Annotated in this window: 4 protein-coding genes and 1 pseudogene; 2 read left to right on the top strand and 3 right to left on the bottom strand. The window is 73.5% G+C overall.

Annotated elements, in window-relative coordinates:
* Positions 1–251: 251 nt before the first annotated feature.
* Positions 252–1412 carry a beta-ketoacyl-ACP synthase III gene (locus OG776_RS41705; RefSeq protein WP_329318034.1) on the top strand — a complete coding sequence of 387 codons (1161 nt, stop codon included), beginning with the start codon at positions 252–254 and terminating at the stop codon, positions 1410–1412.
* A 118-nt stretch (positions 1413–1530) separates the two neighbouring features.
* Here the strand turns inward: OG776_RS41705 and OG776_RS41700 are convergent.
* From OG776_RS41700 to OG776_RS41690, 3 genes and pseudogenes are all read right to left on the bottom strand, one after another.
* A pseudogene (locus tag OG776_RS41700) lies at positions 1531–10827 on the bottom strand (type I polyketide synthase); the annotation flags it as partial.
* Positions 10828–10921: 94 nt separating this feature from the next.
* The gene (locus tag OG776_RS41695) at positions 10922–20881 is read right to left on the bottom strand and encodes a type I polyketide synthase (protein WP_329318038.1); all 9960 of its coding nucleotides are present in this window, start codon (positions 20879–20881) and stop codon (positions 10922–10924) included.
* Between the two features lie 191 nt (positions 20882–21072).
* Positions 21073–21924, bottom strand: a complete 852-nt coding sequence (locus OG776_RS41690) for a 1,4-dihydroxy-6-naphthoate synthase (RefSeq protein WP_329318040.1) — start codon at positions 21922–21924, stop codon at positions 21073–21075.
* Between the two features lie 399 nt (positions 21925–22323).
* Between OG776_RS41690 and mqnE the strand changes: the two genes are divergently transcribed.
* On the top strand, positions 22324–23487 hold the full coding sequence (mqnE, locus tag OG776_RS41685; RefSeq protein ID WP_148009940.1) for an aminofutalosine synthase MqnE: 1164 nt from the start codon (positions 22324–22326) through the stop codon (positions 23485–23487).
* Positions 23488–23521: the final 34 nt, after the last annotated feature.

Raw genomic sequence — 23521 nt, 5'->3', positions numbered from 1 at the left:
ACGGATCGTGGAAGGACTCCCGGCCGGCAGCCGCCGGCTGGGGACGGGTGGACGCGGGCCGCCGGTCACCGGTTCCGCACCGCCCAAGGGCACACTGCCCAAGGCGCACCGGCCGGGGCCGCTCCGCGGGCCCGGAGCGAGAGTGTAGAAGTTCGCCTAGCCGGGGCGGCTCCGGGAAATCCCGTCCGCCGTCGTGCCCCATGCTCGTCGTGATTGTGTCGGCCACGACGAGGCGAGGTGGCGTGAGGTCGATGAAGAGTGGGTCGAACGGCACGTACGAGCAGGGGACTTCGCGGCCGGAGCCGCGGCCCGGGCCGCTCGTCCCCCCGGTGCCGGGTCTCGCCGGGCCGCGGTCGGCGGTCGTGGCCGGGCTGGGCGGTTCGGTGCCCGCCACGGTGGTCTCCAACGACGATCTGGCCGCGGTCCTCGACACCGACGACGAGTGGATCCGCCGCCGTACCGGTATCGGGCACCGGCGGGTGATCGCGCCCGGCCAGTCCACGGGTGACCTCGCCGTCGAGGCGGCACGCAACGCGCTGGCGTCGGCGGGCCTGGAGCGAGCGGGGGCCGTCGTCCTGGCGACGAGCACCCCGGACCGGCTCTGTCCGGCGACCGCGCCGCACGTGGCGAGCCGTCTCGGGCTGGGCCCGGTGCCCGCGTTCGACGTGCAGGCCGTGTGCACCGGATTCGTGTACGCGCTGGCCGCCGGCGCCGGGCTGGTGTCGCTGGGGGTCGCCGACAGTGTGCTGGTGATCGGCGCCGACACGTTCTCGACGATCCTCGATCCCGCGGACCGGGCGACCCGGGTGGTGTTCGGCGACGGGGCGGGCGCGGTCGTGCTGCGCGCGGGCGACGCCGCGGAGCCGGGCGCGCTGCTGGGGTTCAGCCTGGGCAGCGACGGCGGCGAGGCCGATCTCATCGAGATCCCCGCGGGCGGATCCAGGCAGCGTTCCACCGGTCTGCCGACGAAGACCGAGGACACCTTCTTCACGATGCGGGGCCAGGCGGTCTTCGCTCAGGCGGTACGCCGGATGGCCCAGTCGGTGGAGGAGATCGCCGCGCTCGCGGGATGGCCGCCGGGGGAGATCGACTCCTTCGTGCTCCATCAGGCCAACGCCCGCATCCTGACGTCCGTCGCCAGGCGTCTGGGCCTGCCCGCCGGTCGGTTCGCGTCCAACATCGCCGCGCTGGGCAACACGGTCGCCGCGTCGATCCCCCTCGCGCTCACCGACTGCGCCGCCTCCGGTGCGCTGCGGCCCGGTCAGAGGGTGGTGCTGACCGGGTTCGGCGGTGGCCTCACCTGGGGTTCCACGGCCCTGGTCTGGCCCGGACTGCGTCCGCTGCGTACAGAACTGCCGGGGTCAAGCGCTGAACCGCCCCTGACGTCAGGTGCCGGAGCCGTTCCCCGCTGACGCGGTCGTCACCGTCCTGGCCGGGCCGCGGGCGCGGACCGGCCGGGGGTGAGGGGCCGCGCGGCCGCGTCCCACCGCCCGGGGAACCGTGTTCGTCCCCCGGGGCCCGGCCGTGGTCCTACGACTGGTCGAGTTGCCGGCTGATGAAGTCGAACAGCTCCTCGTCGGTGGCGTCGTCGAGCCGGTCGGCCATGGACACCGCCGCGCTCGTCCCGTCGTCCGGGCCGTCGAGTCCGCCGCGGTCCGGCTCCAGGTCCTCGACCTCGGTGAGGAAGGCCTTGAGCCGTGCCTTGAGCAGGATTCTCACGTCCTGTCCCGGGTCGGAGCCGATGAGCTTCGTGACCGCGTTCTCCATCTCCGCGAGCAGCGCGGTGGCGTTGGCCTGTCCGCCGCCGAAGAGTTCACCGGTGAGGTGGCGGGCGAGGTCGGCGGGTGTGGGGTGGTCGAAGACGAGGGTGGTCGGCAGCCGCAGTCCGGTGTCGGCGTTGAGCCGGTCGCGCAGTTCCACGGCGGTCAGTGAGTCGAAGCCCATCTCCCGGAATGCCTTGGTGGGTTCGACGGCCGCCGGCCCGTCGAAGCCGAGTGCCGTGGCAGCGACGCCCCGCACGTGGTCCTGGACCAGCTGGAGGCGGGCCTCGGCGGGCGCCGCGGTCAGTTTCTCGACCAGGGGGCGCGGGCCGTCGGAGCCGGTTCCCGTGTCCCCGGGGGCCGTCGCGGCGGCCCGTGCCTCCGGGAGGGCGGACAGCAAGGGGCTGGGGCGGCGGGCGGTGAAGGGCGCGAGGAACTTCTCCCAGTCGACGTCGGCCACCACCACCGTGGTGTCCGCGACGTCCAGAGCGCGCCCGAGCCCGGCAAGCGCCCGGTCCGGATCCATCACCCGCAGTCCCCGGCGCACCAACTCCGCCGCGCCCTCGTCCGACACCATCCCTCCGCCACCCCACGGCCCCCAAGCCATCGCCGTACCCGCGAGACCCCGGGCCCGGCGCCGCTCCACCAGCGCATCGAGGTGAGCGTTGGCCGCGGCATACGCCGACTGCCCGCCACTGCCCCACACACCGGCGATCGAGGAGAACACCACGAACGCCTTCAGGTCCATGTCCCGTGTCAGCGCGTCGAGATGATCGGCGCCCACCGCCTTCGCGGCCAGCACCGCGGCCACCCGCTCCGGAGTCAGCCGCTCGATCAGATCGTCGTCCAGGACACCCGCCGCGTGGAACACACCATCGACCGGATGCCGGGACAGCAGGTCCCCGACCGCGACCGCGTCGGACGTGTCGCACGCCTCCACCACGACCCGCGCACCCAGCCCCTCCAGGTCACGCACCAGATCGGCCGCACCGGGAGCGTCCATCCCACGCCGTCCGACGAGGACGAGCTCCTCCGTGCCCCGCTCCACCAGCCAGCGGGCCAGCCGCGCGCCGACGCCGCCCGTGCCGCCGGTCACCAGCACCCGGCGCGGAGCGTGCCAGGCGTCGGCGGAGGGTCCCCAGGCCGGTGTGCCGTCGGGCAGCGGGGCGTGGGAGAGCCGGCGGGCGTAGGCGGCCGTACCACGGACGGCGACCTGGTCCTCTCCGCCGTCCGTGATGACCGCGGCCAGACCCGCGAGGACGCTCCGGTCCACGGCCTCCGGCAGGTCGACGAGGCCGCCCCACCGGTCGGGGTGTTCCAGGGCGGCGACCCGGCCGAAGCCCCACAGAGCGGCGCCGGCCGGATCGACGACACCCTCGGACGGGGCGCCGACGGTCACGGCGCCCTGGGTGAGCAGCCACAGCGGCGCGGTCAATGCCGCGTCGCCCAGCGCCTGGACGAGGGCCAGGGAGGCCGTCACGTCCGCCGGCCGGAGCAGGACGCCGGCGACCGGGTCGCCCGCCGCCGCGTCGGACAGGATGCGGCCCAGGGCGGCACGGCCGGCGTCGGGGTCGTAGACGACCCGTTCCACGCCCGGGAGGAATTCCTCGATCCCCGCGAGCGTGTCCTTGTCCTCGCCGGCGGCCTGGAGCAGGAGCCTGCGTCCGGTGTCCGGCGTGGCGGGCGGCGGTGCGGTGAAGGGCTGCCAGTCGATCCGGTAGCGCCAGCCGTCCACCCGCGACCGCTCGGCCGCACCCTGCCGCCAGGCGGACAACGCCGGTACGACCGCGTCAAGTTCGGCCTCGTCCACTCCCAGCACCTCGGCGAGGTTCCGGGCGTCACCGCGTTCCACCGCATCCCAGAAGCCCGCGTCCAGCGGGTTCGCGCCGGTCCCGGGCCCGCGGTGTGCGGCGGGCTCGGGCCAGTACCGTTCGTGCTGGAAGGCGTACGTCGGAAGCTCCACGCTCCGTGCGCCGGAACCGGCCAGCAGAGCGGGCCAGTCGACAGCCACTCCGTGCGTGAACGCACGCGAGACCGCCGCCACGACGGCATCCGCCTCGGGCCGGTCCTTGCGCAACACCGACACGAACAGCACGCTCCCGTCGTCGGAGACGCAGGCCTGGGCGAGGGCGGTGAGCGTGCCGTCCGGGCCGAGCTCCACGAACCGGGTCACGCCCCACTCCGCCAGCGTGCGCACCCCGTCGGCGAACCGCACCGCCTCACGGACATGCCGCACCCAGTACTCGGGCGAGCCCAACTCCCCCGCATCCGCGACCTGTCCGGTCAGGTTCGAGACAACCCCCAGACGCGGCTCTTCGTAGGTCACGCTCTCGGCGACCGTGCGGAACTCCGCCAGCATCGGCTCCATCAGCGGCGAGTGGAAAGCGTGCGAGACGCGGAGGCGGGAGGTGCGGCGGCCCAGGGCGGCGATCTGCTGCGCGACGGCCGAGGCCGCCACTTCGGCACCGGAGACGACCACCGAGCGCGGGCCGTTCACGGCCGCGACCGACACCCCGTCCGTCAGCAGCGGGAGGACTTCGTCCTCCGCCGCCTCCAGCGCGAACATCGCACCACCGGCCGGGAGTTCCTGCATCAGCCGACCGCGCGCCGACACCAGACGGCACGCATCCTCCAGGGAGAACACCCCCGCCACGTGCGCGGCCGCCAGCTCACCCACCGAATGGCCGACCAGGAAGTCCGGGCTCATCCCCCACGACTCCACCAACCGGAACAACGCCACCTCGACCGCGAACAGCGCGGGCTGCGTCCAGGCGGTCTGATTCAGGAGATCGGCGTCCTCACCGAACACCACCCCGCGCAGCCCCTCGCCGAGGTGCGCGCACACCGCGTCGAAGGCCTCCGCGAACACCGGATACGCGTCGTACAACTCCCGCCCCATACCCAGCCGTTGCGCGCCCTGACCGGAGAAGAGGAAGGCGAGCTTGCCGGTGGCCGGGGTTCCGTGTGCCGTGCCTGACGGTGTCTCGCCGTGGGCGACGGCGGCAAGGCCCGTGAGGAGTTCCTCGCGATCCGCGCCGCGCACCACCGCACGGTGGTCGAAGGCCGACCGTGATCCGACGAGCGACCGGGCCACATCGGCTGCGTTCAGCTCCGGGCGGGCCTGGAGGTGGTGCAGCAGGCGGTCGGCCTGGGCCCGCAGAGCGGCGGGGGTCTGTCCGGACACCACCCAGGGGGTGACCGGTAGCGGTCGGCCGGTGTCCGTCTCTTCGACGGCGGGCTCCCGGGCCTGTTCGAGGACGACGTGCGCGTTGGTGCCGCTCAGCCCGAACGAGGACACACCCGCCCGGCGCGGACGGTCCGTGTCCGGCCAGTCCACGGACTCCGTCAGGAGCCTGACGTCACCGGCCGCCCAGTCGACATGCGACGACGGCTCGTCCACGTGGAGGGTGGCCGGCAGCACGCCGTGGCGCATCGCCTCGACCATCTTGATCACACCCGCCACACCGGCGGCCGCCTGTGTGTGGCCGATGTTGGACTTCACCGATCCCAGCCACAAGGGCCGTTCGGCGTCACGGTCCTTGCCGTAGGTGGCGAGCAGGGCGTGTGCCTCGATCGGGTCGCCGAGCGAGGTGCCGGTGCCGTGGGCCTCGACCGCGTCCACGTCCGACGGTGTCAGGCCCGCGTTCGTCAACGCCGCGCGGATGACGCGCTGTTGGGAGGGTCCGTTCGGTGCGGTCAGGCCGTTCGAGGCGCCGTCCTGGTTCACCGCCGAACCACGCACCACCGCCAGGACGGGATGGTTGTTGCGGCGCGCGTCCGAGAGCCGTTCCACGAGCAGGACGCCGACGCCCTCACCCCAGCCCGTACCGTCCGCACCCTCCGCGAACGCCTTGCACCGCCCGTCCGGTGCGAGGCCGCCCTGACGGCTGAATTCCGCGAACGCGCCCGGCGTCGACATCACGGTCACGCCGCCGGCGAGGGCGAGGTCGCACTCCCCCGACCGCAGCGCCTGCACCGCGAGATGCAGGGCCACCAGGGAGGAGGAGCAGGCGGTGTCGACGGTCACCGCGGGGCCTTCGAGGCCCAGCGCGTACGACACCCGGCCGGAGAAGACGCTCGCGGCGTTGCCGGTGCCCACATAGCCGCCGAAGTCGCCTTCCGACAGCGACAGCAGGGCCGGGTAGTCCTGGCCGTTCGTCCCGGCGAACACGCCGGTCCGCGAACCGCGCAGGGTACGGGGGTCGATGCCGGCCCGCTCGACGGCCTCCCACGACGTCTCCAGCAGCAGACGCTGCTGCGGATCCATCGCCAGGGCCTCACGCGGCGAGATCCCGAAGAAACCCGCGTCGAACGAACCCACACCCGACAGGAAGCCGCCCACCTGTGCGAAGTCCGCCGCGTCATACCCGTAGACCGTGCCGAGTCCTTCCCAGCCGCGGTCGTCGGGGAAGCCTCCCATGCCGTCGCGCCCCTGCGACAGCAGACTCCACAGGGTCTCCGGGGAGTCGACGCCGCCGGGGAACCGGCAGGCCGTCGAGACGATCACCACCGGGTCGCCGGCCACGGCCGAACTCACGGACGTGCCGGGCTCCTCGTCGACCGCGCCGCCCAACTCGGCGTACAGGAACTCCGCGAGAGCCGTCGGGGTCGGATGGTCGAACACCACGGTGGCGGGCAGCCGTACCCCGCACTCCGCGCTCAGGACGTTGCGCAGTTCCACCGCGATCAGTGAGTCCACGCCCAGGTCGCGGAACGCGCGATCGGCCGGGACCGCGTCCGCGTCGGCATGGCCCAGCACCGCCGCCGCGCGGGCCCGGATCAGGTCCACGGCGGCTCGGACGCCCGCCTCGCGCGGGAGGGTTGCGATGCGCGCGCCGGTGCTGTCGGCGCCGTTCGGCGACGGCCGGTCGGCGGACGGGGCGGGGGCCGCCTCCGGAAGTTCCCGCAGCAGGGCGCTGGGCCGGATCGACGTGAAGGCCGGTACGAACCGGGGCCAGTCGATGTCGGCCACGAACTCGGTGGTCACTCCGGAGTCCAGGGCCGTCGCGAGCGCGGCGACGGCCAGGTCGGGATCGAGCGAGGCCACGGCGCCGCGGCTGCGCCTGCGGTCGCCGGTGGCCTCGGCGGCCATGCCGGCGCCGGCCCAGGGGCCCCAGGCGACGGAGGTGGCGGGCAGCCCTTCGGCGCGGCGGCGCTCGGCGAGGGCGTCGAGGACCGCGTTGGCGGCGGCGTACGCGCCCTGCCCGGCGTTGCCCAGGACGCCGGCGAGCGACGAGAAGAGGACGAAGGCGGACAGGTCCCGGTCCCGGGTCAGTTCGTCGAGGTGCAGGGCGGCCTCGGCCTTGGCCCGCATGACGTGCCGGATGCGCCGGGGGTCGGTGCCGCCGATGACGGCGTCGTCGAGGACGCCCGCGGTGTGCAGTACGGCGTCCACGGGGTGCCGTTCGAGGAGCGCGGCGACTTCCTCCCTGACGGACACGTCGGCCGCGGCGAGCGTGACCTGGGCGCCGAGCGCTCGCAGGGCCGTCTCGAGTTCGGGGGCGCCGGGCGCGTCGGGGCCGCGCCGGCTCACCAGGAGGATGTTCTCGGCGCCGCGCTCGACGGCCCAGCGCGCGACCCGGGCGCCGATGGCGCCCGTGCCTCCGGTGACGAGGACGGTCCCTCGGGGCTGCCACGTCTCCAGCGGGGTGGGGAGGGGCCTCGACAGTCTGCGGCCGAAGACTCCGGAGCCGCGGACGGCCACTTGGTCCTCGCCGCGCTCACCGGGCGTGGCACTCCCGGCGGACGACGCCGGTTCGCCTTCCTCGCCCGGCAGTTCGGTGAGGACGTCGGCGAGTCGTGCGAGCGTCCGCTCGTCGAGCTCGTCGGGGAGGTCGACGAGTCCGCCCCACAGGTCGGGGTGTTCGAGGGCCGCGACCCGGCCGAGTCCCCAGACCGCCGCCTGTTCGGGGGCCGTGACCGCGTCGGAGTCTCCGACGGAGACGGCGCCGCGCGTCAGCGACCACAGCGGGCCGTCCAGTCCGCCGTCCGTGAGCGCCTGGATCAGGGTGGCCGTGGCCGCGGCCACCCCGGCCCGGTCCTCGGCCAGCGGGAGCAGGGACAGGACGGCCGTGACGGGCCCGAACTCGTCGTGGGCGTCGGCGAGTCGGGCCGCGAGGTCGGCACGGTCCGCCCCGGAGGCGGGGTGCGGCACCTCGATCCGTCGGAGTTCGAACCCGTGCCCGGCGAGTCCTTCGAGTACGGCGCGGATCGTGGCGTCGGCCCGCTCGTCGCGCTCCTGCGGGACGAGCACCAGGCGCGCGCCGGGGGAAGGCGCGGGCGCGGTTCCGGAGAACCGGGACAGTGGCTTCCAGGTGACGGAGTAGCGCCAGGAGTCGGCGCCGGGCCTCGGCCTCGGCGCGGCCGGGTCGAGCCAGTAGCGCTCACGCTGGAACGCGTACGTCGGCAGCTCCACGGCCGTCGCGCCGGTTCCCGCGAAGAATGTCCGCCAGTCGACGGGCGCTCCGTGTGTGTGCAGTCGGCCCAGGGCGCGCAGGACGGCCGCCGGTTCGGGTCCGGTCTTGTGCAGCAGGGGTGTGAAGAGCACCCCGTCGTCGGAGGGGACGCAGGCCTGGGCGAGGGCGGTGAGGGTGCCGTCCGGGCCGAGCTCCACGAACCGGGTCACCCCGTTCACGGCCAGCGTGCGCACCCCGTCGGCGAACCGCACCGCCTCACGGACATGCCGCACCCAGTACTCGGGCGAGCCCAACTCCCCCGCATCCGCGACCTGTCCGGTCAGGTTCGACACGACCGCCAGACGCGGCTCTTCGTAGGTCACGCTCTCGGCGACCGCACGGAACTCCACCAGCATCGGTTCCATCAGCGGCGAGTGGAAAGCGTGCGAGACCCGCAGCCGCGAGGTGCGGCGGCCCAGCGCGGCGATCTGCTGCGCGACGGCCTCCGCGACCGCCTCGACACCCGAGACGACCACCGACCGCGGGCCGTTCACGGCCGCGACCGACACCCCCTCCGTCAGCAGCGGGAGGACCTCGTCCTCCGTCGCTTCCAGCGCGAACATCGCACCACCGGCCGGGAGTTCCTGCATCAGCCGACCACGTGCCGACACCAGACGGCACGCATCCTCCAGGGAGAACACCCCCGCCACGTGCGCGGCCGCCAGCTCACCCACCGAGTGACCGACGAGGAAGTCGGGACGCACACCCCACGACTCCACCAACCGGAACAACGCCACCTCGATCGCGAACAGCGCGGGCTGCGTCCACCCCGTCTCGTTCAGCAGATCGGCGTCCTCACCGAACACCACCCCCCGCAGCCCCTCGTCGAGGTACGCGCACACCGCATCGAACGCCTCCGCGAACACCGGATACGCGTCGTACAACTCCCGCCCCATACCCAGCCGTTGCGCGCCCTGGCCGGAGAAGAGGAAGGCGAGCTTGCCCTCGTCATGGGCGGAGCCGGTCACGGCCCGAGATGTCGTCTCGTTGTCGGCGAGGCCGCGCAGGCCGTCGAGGAGGTCGGTGCGGTCGGCGCCGAAGACGACGGCTCGGTGGTCGAACGTCGACCGGGTGGTCAGCAGGGACCAGCCGATGTCGGTGGGAGTGTGGTGGTCGGGGTGTCCGGTCAGGAAGTCCGTCAGTGTGCGGGCCTGTGCGCGCAGGGCCTTGGGGGTGCGGGCGGAGAGCAGCCACGGGACCATGGGCGGTGCGGCGGAGGTCTGTTCCCGTGCCGGGTCCGCCTTCGGGTCCAGGACCGGGGCCGGCTCCGGTGCCGGGGTGCCCTGTTCCAGGATGACGTGGGCGTTGGTGCCGCTGACGCCGAAGGCGGAGACGGCCGCGGTGCGGGGGCGGCCGGTCTCGGGCCAGGCGCGTGGTGCGGTGAGGAGGCTGACCTCGCCCGCCTCCCAGTCGATGTGGGTCGAGGGTTCGTCGACGTGGAGGGTGGCCGGCAGGACGCCGTGGCGCATCGCCTCCACCATCTTGATCACACCCGCCACACCCGCAGCCGCCTGCGTGTGACCGATGTTCGACTTCACCGACCCCAGCCACAAGGGCCGTTCGGCGTCACGGTCCTTGCCGTAGGTGGCGAGCAGGGCGTGTGCCTCGATCGGGTCGCCGAGCGAGGTGCCGGTGCCGTGCGCCTCGACCGCGTCCACCTCCGACGGCGTAAGGCCCGCGTTCGTCAACGCCGCGCGGATGACGCGCTGTTGGGAGGGGCCGTTCGGTGCGGTCAGGCCGTTCGAGGCGCCGTCCTGGTTCACCGCCGAACCACGCACCACCGCCAGCACCGGGTGGCCGTTCGCGCGGGCGTCCGAGAGCCGTTCCACGAGGAGGACGCCGACGCCCTCGCCCCAGCCCGTACCGTCCGCACCGTCCGCGAACGCCTTGCACCGTCCGTCGCCCGCCAGGCCGCCCTGCCGGTCGAACTCGGCGAACACGTCGGGGGTGGACATGACGGTGACGCCGCCGGCGAGGGCGAGGTCGCACTCCCCCGACCGCAGCGCCTGCACCGCGAGATGGAGGGCGACGAGGGACGACGAGCAGGCGGTGTCGACGGTCACCGCCGGGCCTTCGAGGCCCAGCGCGTACGACACCCGGCCCGAGACCACGCTCGCGGCGTTGCCGGTGAGCAGGTGGCCCTCGATGCCCTCGGGGAGTTCACGTCCGGTCGCGGAGCCGTAGTTCTGGTTGCTGCAGCCGACGAAGACGCCCGTGCGGCTGCCGCGTACGGCGGCGGCGGCGATGCCCGCCCGTTCCAGGGCCTCCCAGGACGCCTCCAGGGTGAGGCGCTGCTGCGGGTCCATGGCGAGGGCCTCGCGGGGCGAGATCCCGAAGAACGCGGCGTCGAACTCGGTCGCGGAGGCCACGAATCCGCCGCGCAGGGCGGCCGCGTCGGTGGTGCTCCCGGCCAGGTCCCAGCCCCGGTCCTCCGGAAAGCCGGTCATCGCGTCCCGGCTGTCGGCCACGAGCCGCCACAGTTCCTCGGGCGAGTGGACGTCTCCCGGGTAGCGGCAGGCCATGCCGACCACGGCCACCGGTTCGGTGGCCGCGCGGGCGAGGCGGTCGTTCTGCTTGCGCAGCCGCTCGTTCTCGACCAGCGACGCGCGCAGGGCCGCGACGACGCGTTCCTCGGAGGTGGGCATACTCAGCTCCACTGTTCTTGCATCGGGCTTCGGCGGGCGGGGTGGGCGGCGGGCTGCACGGTCAGGGAGCCGAGTCGCCGAGGGCCAGTTGGACGAGGTCGTCGACGTCCATCGTGCTGATCAGGTCGTCGTCCGTCGCCTCGCCGGGGGCATCAGGGGCCGTCCCCTCCGATGGCGAGGGCCGGTCCGGTTCGGCGAGGGCCAGCAGTGCGGTGAGCAGGCCGCTCTCCTTCAGCCGGGCCAGCGGGACGGTCGAGAGTCTCCTGCGCAGCGCGGTCTCCTCGTCGTCGCCGGCCGTGCCGGGCTGGTCGAACAGGCCGCCCGGGCGGGTGGGCGCGGCGGGGAAGAGTTCGGCGCCGAGGTGATCGGCGAGGTGTCCGGGGGTGGGGTAGTCGTAGACGAGGGTGCTGGGCAGGCGCAGTCCGGTGTCCTGGTTGAGCTGGTTGCGGAGTTCGACGGCCGTGAGGGAGTCGAAGCCGATGTCGCGGAAGGCCTGGGCGGGTGCCACGCTCTCGCCGCTCGCGCGGCCCAGGACCGAGGCCGCGCGGTCGCGTACGAGGTCCCGCAGCGCGGTCCTGCGGTCGGTCTCGGAGAGCGCGGAGAGCTCCTTGCGCAGGGCCGCTCCCTTGGCCTCCGGTTCCGTGCCCGTCGCGGGCCGTGCCGCCGTGGTGTCGGCCTCTTCGAGGAGGGCGGTCAGCAGGGGGCTGGGGCGGCGGGCGGTGAACGTGGGCAGGAACTTCTCCCAGTCGACGTCGGCCACCACCACCGTGGTGTCCGCGACGTCCAGGGCGCGCCCGAGCCCGGCAAGCGCCCGGTCCGGATCCATCACCCGCAGTCCCCGGCGCACCAACTCCGCCGCGCCCTCGTCCGACACCATCCCTCCCCCGCCCCACGGCCCCCAGGCCACCGCCGTACCCGCGAGACCCCGGGCCCGGCGCCGCTCCACCAGCGCATCGAGGTGAGCGTTGGCCGCGGCATACGCCGACTGCCCGCCACTGCCCCACACACCCGCGATCGAGGAGAACACCACGAACGCCGACAGGTCCGACTCCCGCGTCAGCGCGTCGAGATGATCGGCACCCACCGCCTTCGCGGCCAGCACCGCGGCGAGGTGGTGGTCGTCGGTCTTCTCGAACGGTGTGGCGTCGCCCAGGCCGGCGGCGTGGAACACCGCGTCGACCGGGTGCCGTTCCAGCAGGGCCCCGACCTCGGCGCGGTCCGCCATGTCACAGGCTTCGAGGGTGACCTCGGCGCCCAGGTCCCGGAGTTCCTCGGCCAGTTCGGCGGCGCCGGGGGCCTGGGCTCCGCGGCGGCTCGTCAGGACGAGGTCCCGTGCGCCTCGGCCCACCAGCCAGTGTGCGAGGCGTCCGCCGAGGGCGCCCGTGCCGCCGGTCACCAGGACGCGGCCGCGCGGGGTCCAGGACACGGCGGGGACCGTGGCGGACGGGGCGTGGGCCAGTCGGCGGGCGACCAGTCCGGGTTCGCGTACGGCGAGCTGGTCCTCGCCGCTGACGAGGGCGGACGCGATCCCGGCGAGGGTGTGCCGGTCGGTCTGTCCAGCGGGGACGTCCACGAGGCCGCCCCAGCGGTCGGGGTGTTCGAGCGCGGCGACCCGGCCGAGTCCCCAGACCGCGGCCTGGTTCGGGTCGGCGGGCTCCTCGCCGGGCGCGCCCGTCGAGACCGCGCCGTGCGTCACCGTCCACGCCGGAACCGCCAGCCCGGCGTCGCCCAGTGCCTGGACGAGCGCCGTCGTCACCCGCGCTCCGCCGGCGGGGGCGAGGCAGGACAACACGCCCGCGACGAGCCCGCATTCGGCCGCCTGTGTCAGCAGCCGTGCCAGTCCGGCGCGGTCGGCCGTCTCCGCCGGGCAGGTGAACCGGTCGACGCCGGGGACGAACTCCTCGATCCCCGCGAGCGCGTCGTCGCCCGGGGGCTGGAGCAGGATCCAGCGGCCCGGCACCGGTGCGGGGTCGGCCGGGGTGGGAACGGTCTCCCACCCGACGCGGTAGCGCCAGCCTTCGACCCGCCGCTCGACCGCGGCCTGTGCCGGTCGGGGCCAGTACCGTTCACGCTGGAAGGCGTACGTCGGAAGCTCCACGGCCGTCGCGCCGGAACCGGCCGGCAGAGCGGGCCAGTCGACAGCCACTCCGTGCGTGAACGCCCGCGAGACCGCCGCCACGACGGCATCCGCCTCGGGCCGGTCCTTGCGCAACACCGACGCGAACAGCACGCTCCCGTCGTCGGAGACGCCGGACTGGGCGAGGGTGGTGAGGGTGCCGTCGGGGCCGAGCTCCACGAACCGGGTCACCCCGTTCACGGCCAGCCAGGAGATCCCGTCGGCGAACCGCACCGCCTCACGGACATGCCGCACCCAGTACTCGGGCGAGCCCAACTCCCCCGCATCCGCGACCTGCCCGGTCAGGTTCGACACGACCGCCAGACGCGGCAGTTCGTAGGTCACGCTCTCGGCGACCGCACGGAACTCCACCAGCATCGGTTCCATCAACGGCGAGTGGAAAGCGTGCGAGACCCGCAGCCGCGAGGTGCGGCGGCCCAGCGCGGCGACCTGCTGGGCGACGGCCTCCGCGACCGCCTCGACACCCGAGACGACCACCGACCGCGGGCCGTTCACGGCCGCGACCGACACCTCCGCCTCCCAGCCCGCCAGCAGCGGGAGGACTTCGTCCTCCGCCGCCTCCAGCGCGAACATCGCACCACCGGCCGGGAGTTCCTGCATCAGCCGACCGCGCGCCGACACCAGACGGCACGCATCCTCCAGGGAGAACACCCCCGCCACGTGCGCGGCCGCCAGCTCACCCACCGAATGGCCGACCAGGAAGTCCGGGCTCATCCCCCACGACTCCACCAACCGGAACAACGCCACCTCGACCGCGAACAGCGCTGGCTGCGTCCAGGCGGTCTGATTCAGGAGATCGGCGTCCTCACCGAACACCACCCCCCGCAGCCCCTCGTCGAGGTGCGCGCACACCGCGTCGAACGCCTCCGCGAACACCGGATACGCGTCGTACAACTCCCGCCCCATACCCAGCCGTTGCGCGCCCTGGCCGGAGAAGAGGAAGGCGAGCTTGCCCTCGGTCGCCAGGCCCTGGGCCACGGAGGGCAGGTTCTCGCCGCGGGCGAGGGCGGCAAGTCCCGTGAGGAGTTCCTCACGGTCGCCGCCCCGGACCACCGCACGGTTCTCGAACACCGACCGGGTCCGCACCAGCGACAAACCCACATCCACGGGGTCGAGGTCCGGACGGGCCTGTACATGGGCCAGCAGTCCGGCGGCCTGGGCGTGCAGGGCGTCGGTGCCGCGGCCGGAGACGACCCAGCTGGTCACGGGGGCGGGGCGGGGAGCGGTGGCCGTGTTCTCCTCGGTGACGTTCTCCGGTGCCTGTTCCAGGACGACGTGGGCGTTCGTGCCGCTGAACCCGAAGGCGGAGACCGCGGCCCGGCGCGAACGGTCCGTGTCCGGCCAGTCCACGGACTCCGTCAGGAGCCTGACGTCACCGGCCGCCCAGTCGACATGCGACGACGGCTCGTCCACGTGGAGGGTGGCCGGCAGCACGCCGTGGCGCATCGCCTCCACCATCTTGATCACACCCGCCACACCCGCAGCCGCCTGCGTGTGACCGATGTTCGACTTCACCGACCCCAGCCACAACGGCCGCTCAACGTCACGGTCCCTGCCGTACGTGGCCAGCAGCGCCTGCGCCTCGATCGGGTCACCGAGCGAGGTACCGGTGCCGTGCGCCTCCACCGCGTCCACCTCCGACGGCGTAAGGCCCGCACTCGCCAACGCCGCACGGATGACACGCTGTTGGGACGGACCGTTCGGCGCCGTCAGACCGTTCGAAGCGCCGTCCTGGTTCACCGCCGAACCACGCACCACCGCCAGGACGGGATGGTTGTTGCGGCGCGCGTCCGAGAGCCGTTCCACGAGCAGGACGCCGACGCCCTCACCCCAGCCCGTACCGTCCGCACCCTCCGCGAACGCCTTGCACCGCCCGTCCGGTGCGAGGCCGCGCTGGCGGCTGAACTCGACGAAGGCCGCCGGGGTCGACATCACGGTCACTCCGCCGACGAGTGCCATCGAGCACTCCCCCGAGGTGAGCGCGCGGATCGCCCAGTGCAGGGCGACGAGGGATGCCGAGCAGGCGGTGTCGACGGTGACCGCCGGGCCTTCGAGGCCCAGGACGTAGGAGATGCGGCCGGAGATGACACTCGCGGCGTTGCCGGTGCCGAGGTAGCCCTCGGTGTCGGCGTCGGCCGTGCTCAGGACGTGTGCGTAGTCCTGGCCGTTGGTGCCGGTGAAGACGCCGGTGCGGGAACCGCGCAGGGTGCGGGGGTCGATGCCGGCCCGCTCGACGGCCTCCCACGACGTCTCCAGCAGCAGACGCTGCTGCGGATCCATCGCCAGGGCCTCACGCGGCGAGATCCCGAAGAAACCCGCGTCGAAGGAGGCGACGTCGGTGAGGAAGCCGCCGCGGTGGGTGTAGGTCGTGCCGCGGCGCCGGGACTCGGGGTCCGGGTCGTAGAGGGCGGCCAGGTCCCAGCCGCGGTCGGCGGGGAAGTCTCCGATGCCGTCGACGCCCTTGAGGAGCATGTCCCACAGCTGTTCGGGGCTCTCGGCGCCGCCGGGGAAGCGGCAGCCCATGCCGACGATCGCGATCGGGTCGTCGGCGAGGGCGGCGGGTGCAGCGGGGGTGCGGGGTGCGTCGTGCTCCGGCTCGGTGGGGGTGGCGAGTTCGGCGAGGAGGAGGTCGGCGACGGCGGTCGGGGTGGGGTGGTCGAAGACCAGGGTCGCGGGCAGGGTGAGGCCGGTCTCGCGGGTGAAGGCGTTGCGCAGCTCCATGGCGGTGAGGGAGTCGAAGCCCATCTCCGCGAAGGGGCGGTCGAGGCTGATCGACGTGTCGTCGCTGTGGCCGAGGACGGCGGCGACGGTCGTGCGGACCAGGGTGCGGACAGCCGCTCGCCGCTGTTCCTCGGGGAGCGCGGCGAGCGTGCCGCCGGCGGGTGCCGGGCCGCTCGCCGTTCCGGCGCCTACGCCGGTGGCGCGGCGCAGCGGGGGGCGGCCGGCCAGGGAGCGCAGGACGGGGGGAAGTCCGGCCGCGTTGCGGCGCAGTGCGGGCAGGTCGACGCGCAGGGGCAGGGGGGTGCCGCCGGTGTGGGACAGGCAGCGGTCGAAGAGGGCCAGGGCTTGCGGGGTGGGCAGGGCGCCGATGCCGCTGCGGTCGATGCGGCCGCGCTGTGCGGTGTCCAGGTGTCCGGTGATGCCGCTGTCCGCGGCCCACAGGCCCCAGCCGATGGAGAGGGCGGGGTGTCCCTGTCCGCGGAGGTGTCCGGCGAAGGCGTCCAGGAAGGAGTTGGCCGCGACGTAGTTGCCCTGGCCGGGGCTGCCGAGCGTGGCGGCGGCCGAGGAGAAGACGACGAAGGCGGTCAGGCCGAGGGTGCGGGTCAGTTCGTGGAGGTGGACCGTGGCGTCGACCTTGGGGCGCAGGACCGCGTCGAGGCGTTCGGGGGTGAGGGAGGTGATGAGGCCGTCGTCGGCCACACCGGCGGCGTGGACGACGGCGCCGAGCGGATGGTCGCGCGCGATGGTGTCCAGGAGTGCGGCGAGGGCGTCGCGGTCGGTGGTGTCGCAGGCGGCCACGGTGATGTCGGCGCCCGCTTCGGTCATCTCGGCGACGAGTTCGCGGGCGCCGGGGGCGTCCGCGCCCCGGCGTCCGGCGAGGACGAGGTGGCGTGCGCCGTGCTCGGTCACCAGGTGGCGGACGGTGGCGGCGCCGACGGTGCCGGTGCCTCCGGTGACCAGGACGGTGCGCTCGGGGTCGAATGCCGGTGTCCGATCGGCCGGCCGGGCAGCGGTGCGGGTGAGGCGGGGCAGCAGGACCCGGCCGTCGCGCAGGGCGAGGTCGGGCTCGTCGTGGCGCAGTGCCTCGGCGAGGGTGCGGGGGTCGGGTTCGGGGGTGTCGGTGTCCAGGAGCAGGAAGCGGCCGGGGTGCTCCGCCTGGGCGGAGCGTACGAGTCCGCGGACGGCCGCGGCGGGCAGGTCGTCGGCGGTCTCGCCGGCGGCCGCGGCGACGGCGCCCGAGGTGAGCAGGAGCAGGCGGGAGCCGGTGAGACGGTCGTCCGTCAGCCAGGTCTGCAGCAGGGTGAGTGCGGTGGTGGTGGCGGTGCGGACGGCTTCGGCGGTCGGCGTGCGGTCGTCGAGGGGGGTGTGGAAGGGGACGGCGACGACCTCGGGTACGCGGCGGGCGGCGAGGAGGTCGTCGAGGCCGGTGTGGACGGCGAGTTCGGGGGTGTGGGGCAGGACCGGTCCGGGTGAGGCGGTCCAGACGAGGCCGAAGAGGTCGTCGTCCGCGGTGTCCGGGGCCGGCAGGTCGGCCGTGGTGAGGGTGCGTGTCCTCAGTCCGTCGGCGCTGAGGACGGGTGCGCCGGTGGTGTCGAAGAGGCTCAGCGCGACGGTGCCGTCCGGGCGGGGGCGGATCCGGACGCGTACGGACTCGGCGGCCGTGGCGTGCAGGGTGAGGCCGGTCCAGGACAGGGCGTGGGGTGCGGGGTGTCCGGTCGCGGACAGGGCGAGGAGGGCGCCCTCGACGAGGGCGGGGTGCAGGGCGAAGTGACCGGCCTCGGTGCGCTGCGGCTCGGACAGCACGGCGTCGGCGTACACCTCGTCGCCGAGTCGCCAGGCGGCGGTCAGGGTGCGCAGGGCGGTGCCGGGGACGGTGTCGTGGTCCTCGAGGGTGAGGTACAGCTCGTCGAGGTCGAGGGGGACGGCTCCGGCGGGCGGCCAGGCGGCGGGGTCCTGGTGCTCGGGGGCCGGCGAGGTGTCCGGCTGCCGTACGAGGACGCCTCGTGCGTGCTGGCGCCAGGGGCCCTCCCCCGTGGCGTCGGTGGGGTCGGCGGGGCGGGAGTGCGCGGTGAACGTCCACCGGCCGTCGTCCTCGGTGCCCTCGACCACGGTCTGGATCTCGGTCTCGCCGGTCTCGGAGAGGACGAGGGGCAGGTCCACGGTGAGTTCGGCCAGGTGCGGGCTGCCGAGCCGGGAACCGGCGTGCAGGGCGAGGTCCGTGAAGACCGCGGCAGGTACGAGCGATGTGCCGAAGGCGGTGTGGTCGGCGAGCCAGGGCTGGGCGCGGCGCGAGAGGCGTCCGGTGGAGACGACGGTGTGTGAGCCGGCGAGCGCGAGGGTGGTGCCGAGCAGGGGGTGTCCCGTCGTCCTGGTGGTGTCCTTGGAGACGGGGTCGAGCCAGTAGCGCGTGCGCTGGAAGGCGTAGGTGGGCAGGGTGACCGGCGGCTGGTCGCCGCCCTGGATCACGGCGGCCCAGTCGACGGTGACGCCGCGGGTGTGGAGGGTGGCGGCCGTGCCGAGCGCCGTGAGCGGTTCGGGGCGGTCCTTGCGCAGGACGGATGTGAACAGGAGGTCGTCGTCGCCGGAGACGGCGGCCTGGGCGAGGGCGGTGAGGGTGGCGTCGGGGCCGAGTTCGACGAACCGGCGTACGCCGCGTCCTTCGAGCCAGGCGATCCCGTCGGCGAACCGTACGGCCTCGCGGACGTGCCGCACCCAGTACTCGGGTGAGCCCAACTCTCCTGCTCCGGCGACCTGTCCGGTCAGGTTCGAGACGACCGCCAGACGCGGCTGTTCGTAGGTCACGCTCTCGGCGACCGTGCGGAACTCGGCCAGCATCGGTTCCATCAGCGGCGAGTGGAAGGCGTGCGAGACGCGGAGGCGGGAGGTGCGGCGGCCCAGGGCGGCGATCTGCTGGGCGAGGGCGGAGGCGTCGGTCTCGGCGCCGGAGACGACCACCGAGCGCGGGCCGTTGACCGCCGCGACCGACACCCCCTCCGTCAGCAGCGGGAGGACTTCGTCCTCCGCCGCCTCCAGCGCGAACATCGCACCACCGGCCGGGAGTTCCTGCATCAAGCGGCCGCGCGCCGACACCAGACGGCAGGCGTCCTCCAGGGAGAACACCCCGGCCACGTGCGCGGCGGCCAGTTCACCCACCGAGTGGCCGACCAGGAAGTCGGGACGCACACCCCACGACTCCACCAGCCGGAACAGCGCCACCTCGATGGCGAACAGCGCGGGCTGCGTCCAGGCGGTCTGATTCAGCAGGTCGGCGTCCTCACCGAACACCACCTCCCGCAGCCCCTCGCCGAGGTACGCGCACACCGCATCGAACGCCTCCGCGAACACCGGATACGCGTCGTACAACTCCCGCCCCATGCCGAGGCGTTGGGCGCCCTGGCCGGAGAAGAGGAAGGCGAGTCTTCCTCCGCCGCGGCGGGCCGTGCCGGTGACGGCCTCGGGGGCGGTGGTGCCGTTCGCGACGGCGTCGAGGCCGCGGATCAGGGCGTCGTGGTCGTCGCCGAGGACGACGGCGCGGTGGTCGAAGACGGAGCGTGTGGTGGAGAGGGCGTGTGCCACGGCGTGGTCGCCGTCGCCGTCGGGGTGGGTGCCGAGGTGGGTGAGGAGTGTGCGGGCCTGGGCCTGGAGGGCCTGGGGGGTCTGTGCGGACAGCAGCCAGGGCATGGCCGGTGGGCGGGGGGCGGTGCGGGTCCCGGCCGGGGCGTCGTTCGTGTCGGCGGGCGCGTCGGCGTTCTGGTCGGCGGCCGGTTCGGCGGGGGGCGCCTGTTCGACGATGACGTGGGCGTTGGTGCCGCTGACGCCGAACGCGGAGACGCCGGCCCGGCGGGGCCGGCCCGGGTCGGTCCACTCGACCGGTGACGTCAGCAGGCGGACGTTGCCCTCCGTCCAGTCGACGGTGGTGGACGGCTGGTCGACGTGGAGGGTGCGGGGCAGCCGCCGGTGCTGCAGGGCCTGCACCATCTTGATGACGCCGCCGACGCCGGCGGCGGCCTGGGTGTGGCCGATGTTCGACTTGAGCGAGCCGAGCCACAGGGGGCGGTCGGCGGGCCGGTCCTGGCCGTAGGTGGCCAGCAGGGCCTGGGCCTCGATGGGGTCGCCGAGGGTGGTGCCGGTGCCGTGTCCCTCGACGGCGTCGACGTCGCCCGGCCGGAGGTCGGCGGCGGCGAGCGCGGCGCGGATGACGCGTTGCTGGGAGGGGCCGTTGGGGGCGGTGAGGCCGCTGCTCGCGCCGTCCTGGTTGACGGCGGAGCCGCGGATGACCGCGAGGACGTCGTGGCCGGCCCGCCGGGCGTCCGAGAGGCGTTCCAGGAGGAGCATGCCGACGCCCTCGCCCCAGCCGGTGCCGTCGGCGGCGTCCGCGTAGGACTTGCAGCGGCCGTCGGCGGACAGTCCGCGCTGGCGGCTGAACTCCATGAAGGTGACGGGGGTGGACATGACGGCGACGCCGCCGGCGAGGGCGAGGTCGCACTCGCCGGCGCGCAGGGCCTGGACGGCGAGGTGCAGGGCGACCAGGGAGGAGGAGCAGGCGGTGTCCACCGTGATGGCGGGGCCCTCGAAGCCGAAGGTGTAGGCGATGCGGCCGGAGGCGATGCTGGCGGCGCTGCCGTTGCCGATGTAGCCGTCGAGTCCTTCGGGCGGTTCGGGGAACCGTGAGCCGTAGTCGTTGTACATGACGCCCGCGAAGACGCCGGTGGCGGTGCCCTTGAGGTCGGCGGGGCGCAGTCCGGCGCGTTCCATCGCCTCCCAGGTGACCTCCAGGAGCAGGCGCTGCTGGGGGTCGGTGGCGAGGGCTTCGCGGGGTGACATGCCGAAGAAGTCGGCGTCGAAGTCGGCGGCGTCGTGCAGGAATCCGCCGGTGCGGGTGTAGCAGGTGCCGGGGTGGTCGGGGTCGGGGTCGTAGAGGGTGTCGACGGACCAGCCGCGGTCCTCGGGGAAGTCGGAGACGCCGTCGGTCGCGGTGTCCACGAGGTGCCAGAGGTCTTCGGGGGTGCGGACGCCGCCCGGGTAGCGGCAGCTCATGGAGACGATGGCGATGGGTTCCGTGGCCCTCGACTCGACCTGGTGCAGGCGGTTGCGCGTGCGTTGGAGGTCTGCGGTGACGCGCTTCAGGAACTCGTGAAGTTCGCGGAGCCTGTCCTCGGTCACGGATCGGTTCCCTTCGGCAGCGGGGCCCGGTGGTGTCGCCGGTGGTGGGTCGGTGGCGCGGGCGGTGGCGGTCCCGGACGGGTGGGGGCGGCCTGGGGCCGATTATGCGGAGGGCCGGGGGTGGCTTCCGGACCTGCGGTGACCGGCTCTAAGAGATCCCCTAGCGTTGGCCGGGCCGGGCACCGGGGGGCCTAGGGGAAGTCGAGGGCGCCGTCGGGTACGGCGGGCAGCAGGCCGAGGTCGGCGCTGCGGCCGAGGAGTTCGCGTACGGCGGCGTGGCCTTCGTCGCCGAGTTCCGCGGTGAAGGAGTTGACGTAGAGCTCGATGTGCTGGTCGACGACGTCCGTGGCCAGTTCCTGGGCGTGCTCCAGGACGTAGGGGCGGGAGGCGGCGGGGGTGTCCCAGGCGGCGCGGACGGAGGCGCGGACGGCGTCGGCGAGGGCGGTGAGGCGGGTGGCGCCGAGGGTGCGGCGGGCGATGATGGCGCCGAGCGGGACGGGCAGGGTCGTCTCCTTCTCCCACTCCTCGCCCAGGTCGGCGACGCTGTGCAGGCCGTAGTGGCGGTAGGTGAAGCGGGCCTCGTGGATGACGAGGCCGGCGTCGACGAGGCCGTCGCGGACGGCGGGCATGATCTCGTGGAAGGGCAGGACGACGATCTCGCCGACGCCGCCGGGGACGGCGCGGGCCGCCCAGAGGCGGAAGAGGAGGTAGGCCGTGGAACTGGTGCTGGGTACGGCGACGCGGGCGCCGCTGAGACCGGCGGCCGGGCCGGCCTGCCGGCGCAGGACGAGGGGTCCGCAGCCGCGGCCGACGGCGCCGCCGCACGGCAGCAGGGCGTAGGTGTCGAGTACGTGCGGCAGGACGCCGTAGGACACCTTGAGGACGTCCAGTTCGCCGCGTTCGGCGAGCCCGTTGGTGACGTCGATGTCGGCCAGGCGCACGTCGGTCTCGGGGGCGCCGGGGAGCAGGCCGTGGGTCAGCGCGTGGAAGACGAACGTGTCGTTGGGGCACGGGGAGTGCGCCAGGGTCAGTCGTGACGTCATGCGGCCCGCCTCATTCTCTGCCGTGAGTGATCCGGTGGCGGCGCTCTCGCGCGCCCCCTCCAGGAAAGCCGGAGTGGGTGTGGGGTTTTCCCCAGACTGTCCTCCGCGAAGATGAGGGAGCCTCATCCGACGTGGCCGGATCCCCTGTGTTCCGGTCGGGGAGCGGTCCATGTGCCGTTGTCTCCAGGAGGGTTCGGGTCCGTCCGTGAAGGGCGGTCCGGCCGGCCTGGGTCGGGTGGCGCGGCTCCGTACCAGTTCCGCCCTGCCGGATCCACGGCGGTGCGAGCCGTCCGCGAAGACGGGTGGCTCGGCCGGGGCCCGCAGACGAGTTACGTGCCATCCGCGTACTCGCACTCACTACGTGTGCCGCCAGGCACTGACCGAGGAGGTTCCCCGGTAATGGACGCAGGGCTCAAGCGTGAGCTGGAGGAGAAGGTCTACTCCGGTGAACGGCTGTCCCGCGAGGACGGCATCGCGTTGTACGAGTCGGACGAGCTGGCCTGGCTGGGCGAGCTCGCGCACCATGCGCGCACGGTCAAGAACGGTGACGTGGTCCACTTCAACGTCAACCGTCACCTCAACATGACGAACGTGTGCACCGCGTCGTGCGCCTACTGCTCGTTCCAGCGCAAGCCGGGCGAGATGGACGCGTACACGATGCGCATCGAGGAGGCGGTCCGTCTCGCCAAGACGATGGAGAGCGAGCATCTCTCGGAGCTGCACATCGTCAACGGGCTGCACCCGACGCTTCCTTGGCGTTACTACCCGCGTTCGCTGCGGGAGCTGAAGAAGGCGCTGCCGAACGTGTCGATCAAGGCGTTCACGGCGACGGAGATCCATCACTTCGAGACGATCTCCGGGCTGCCCGCCTCGGAGGTCCTGGACGAGCTGATCGACGCCGGTCTGGAGTCGCTGACCGGTGGCGGCGCGGAGATCTTCGACTGGGAGGTGCGTCAGCACATCGTCGACCACCGCACCCACTGGGAGGACTGGTCGCGCATCCACCGTCTGGCGCACTCCAAGGGCCTCAAGACGCCGTGCACCATGCTGTACGGGCACATCGAGGAGCCCCGCCACCGGGTCGACCACGTCCTGAGGCTGCGTGAGCTGCAGGACGAGACCGGCGGTTTCCAGGTCTTCATCCCGCTGCGCTACCAGCACGACTTCGTGGACATGAAGGACGGCAAGGTCCGCAACAAGCTGCAGGCGCGCACCCAGATGGCGACCGGCACCGAGGCGCTGAAGATCTTCGCGGTCTCCCGGCTGCTGTTCGACAACGTCCCGCACGTCAAGGTCTTCTGGGTCATGCACGGTCTGCACACCGCGCAGCTCGCCCTGCAGCACGGCGCGGACGACATGGACGGCTCGGTCGTCGAGTACAAGATCACGCACGACGCGGACAACTACGGCACCCCGAACAAGCTGACCCGCGAGGACCTGCTCGACCTGATCCGCGACGCCGGCTTCCGTCCCGTGGAGCGCAACACCCGCTACGAGATCATCCGCGAGTACGACGGTCCGGACCGCACCCGCCGCGACGAGCCGCAGCCGATGCGTGTCTGACGCGCCGGGCCGTGGCGGACGGTGTGTCCCGTCC

It is taken from the genome of Streptomyces sp. NBC_01689, assembly GCF_036250675.1.
Classification (GTDB): Bacteria; Actinomycetota; Actinomycetes; order Streptomycetales; family Streptomycetaceae; genus Streptomyces.
The sequence above is the reverse complement of the archived record's forward strand: the minus strand, read 5'-3'. Positions and strand labels throughout refer to the sequence as shown.